The organism is Vicinamibacterales bacterium (genome assembly GCA_036012125.1).
In the GTDB taxonomy this organism is placed as follows: domain Bacteria; phylum Acidobacteriota; class Vicinamibacteria; order Vicinamibacterales; family UBA823; genus UBA11600.
Window position 1 is genome coordinate 1 of the sequence record DASCOS010000008.1, and the last position, 2,347, is coordinate 2,347.

The following is a 2,347-nucleotide window of genomic DNA, read 5'->3' on the forward strand; positions in this document are numbered from 1 at the left end:
CTCTGCCGGTCTCCGGGTCGGTCCAGCCCCAGATGTCGTTGGTGGTCATCCCACGGCCACCACCCATATCCCGCATCGGTAAGAACGAGAGGATATCGACGCCCTTGCATGGGTAGCGGTCGATCATTCCATCCGTGCATTCCATCAACTCGCCAGTTAGTGCAGGCAAGCCCTTCCTCTCGCTCAACACCTTAGTATGGTTCCAGCCGTTGTAGCCACGCGTCATGATCATCGCAGTCCCGGAACCGCGGTCGGCACCTGGCATGCCAGCAACCATCACATCACCATTGAATGCTAGCGTGCTGGCAAACTGCGCTCGGCCGCTTAGGCTCCCTGGACCCACTTTAGATACGCCGCCAACGTTGATCTGGCCATTTCCTGTGTCGTGGCTATCGAAACGGTAAATCGCTCCGCCCCCACCAGATCCTGGGGCACCGATAAAGATCTCATTGCCAGCCGCCACGATAGACGATCCGAAGCCTACACCCGAGGTGGCATCAAAAGGCTGCAGACTCAGGCTACTGTTCCACTGTTCCGACTCTTCATCGAACAAATACACGGCCACCGATCCAACACCCCCGTTGGCTCCGGAAGAGCCGATCAGCGCTGAACCAGCGTACATCGTGATCGCGCCCCCGAACCCGGCGCCTGCAGTGCCCTCCTCAGGAAACTTGGCGACACGTTCGAATGAGTCGCCGTCACGACGAAACCCGTAGACGACCCCCGCGCCCCGGTTGGTACCGGGGGCACCGATCAGGACATAGCCACCCTCAGCAGCGATCGCGCTTCCGAAGCGCGGGCCAACGGGACCACGACGGCGCCGTGGCTGCGGTTCCTCATCCTCGGGCGCCGCTTCCGGCACATCACCTTCCAAGCGACCAATTTCACCCCAGCTACTGCCCTGTCGCTCGAAGACATAGGTTGCACCCTGATTCGAGTTCGCTCCGCTCGCCCCGACATAGAGAGTGTCATCAACCAGTACCAATGAGCTACCAAAGCTCTCACCCGTGTTACTGGCGGCGGCGACGATTGTTCCCGCTTCGACCCAGGACCGCCCATCGCGATTGAATATGTAGACGACGCCCTGACCAGCCCTGACAGCGCTGACCAAAAGTTCGTCACCGTTGGCAACCACAGCGGTACCGAAGCCATCACCGTCAGTGGCATCGTCGGCGGTCAGCGCCATGACTTCGACCCAGGTCCCATTCTGGTTCCGGTAGATATAGACAAAGCCAGAGGGAACGTTGTTACCTGGTTCTCCAATGAAAACTTCGTTGCCACTCACCGCGACGGAACGACTAAAGCCAGTCTGAGCCTCAGCCAACGGCACAAAGAAAACGATGACAAGCAGCGATACGATCGCAATGGTAAGTCTCTTCAAAGTGCACCTCATTGTACTGGGAAAATCGATCCCAGAGCGTACCGGTAAAAAGTTTCTAGAGCAACGGATTTACAGTCTGATACCTAGTCACCGAGTTCAAGGAGGCCAATGAAGCTGGCTACGTGTGTGATGTACTAGATGATCACCGGCGCTTGAAGCGAATGTTGGTCACCCGGCCAGCGTTGACCGTAAAAGCGCTTGCCATCTCGGCAGCATCGTGCTCGAAAGTAAGGTTCAAGGAGCCGGCACGAGCCTGGCCGTCTTCCAACTTTCGGAGAAGAAGCGGTGGTGTGTTGCGCAAACGAAGCCATAACTGACCATTTTCGACAGCCAGTTCGTAACTAACATCAAGTTCATCGCTGTAGAAGGTCCCAACAAGCCCAACGATCTCATCATTGTCAAAGGGCTCAGAAGCTGTCGAAGAGTTACTACGCCGCATGGTTGTGCTGCTCGGTACTGCTCGGGCTAGCTGGTCTCCGAGATACACATCGGCAACTTGCTGCGCAAGAAGCATCGGATTGATGGAACCGAGATTACAGGTCGTAATCACAGAAAAACGCTGCTCAGGAAACTGCAGGTAGGCAGCCTTAAACCCCATCATCGAACCACCATGACTAACCGTCTTGCTGCCACGATACTCATCTACGGTCAGCCCAAAGGCATAAGTAATTTCCGAACCATCGTTGAGGACGCCGCGTGTATGGATCAGGTCAAGAAAAGGTTTGGCACCAACATCACCACTGTAAAAATTGCGATCCCACAGCAGCAGGTCCCTAACGGTGGTGTACAGACCACCCGCTCCGACCTTGTCAAAGTTGCCTAGGTAACTAACTTGAAACTCTCGGTGCCCAGTGGCGATGTAATTATCGAAGTCAACATCGGAATCCTGATAGCTGATCGCTCGGCGATCTACGATGTGGCTCGGTCGATCATGAAAGTGTGTGTCCTCCATGCCGAGAGGCGCAA

General features: G+C 55.9%; 2 protein-coding genes. Both read right to left on the minus strand.

The genetic code is table 11. The features are described 5' to 3' along the window. A partial coding sequence (locus tag QGH09_02900; GenBank protein HJO17135.1) for a hypothetical protein occupies positions 1-1,381 on the minus strand: 1,381 nt, incomplete at its 3' end. Between the two features lie 142 nt (positions 1,382-1,523). Next, positions 1,524-2,347: serine hydrolase (locus QGH09_02905; GenBank protein ID HJO17136.1), on the minus strand; the 824-nt coding region annotated here is incomplete at its 5' end.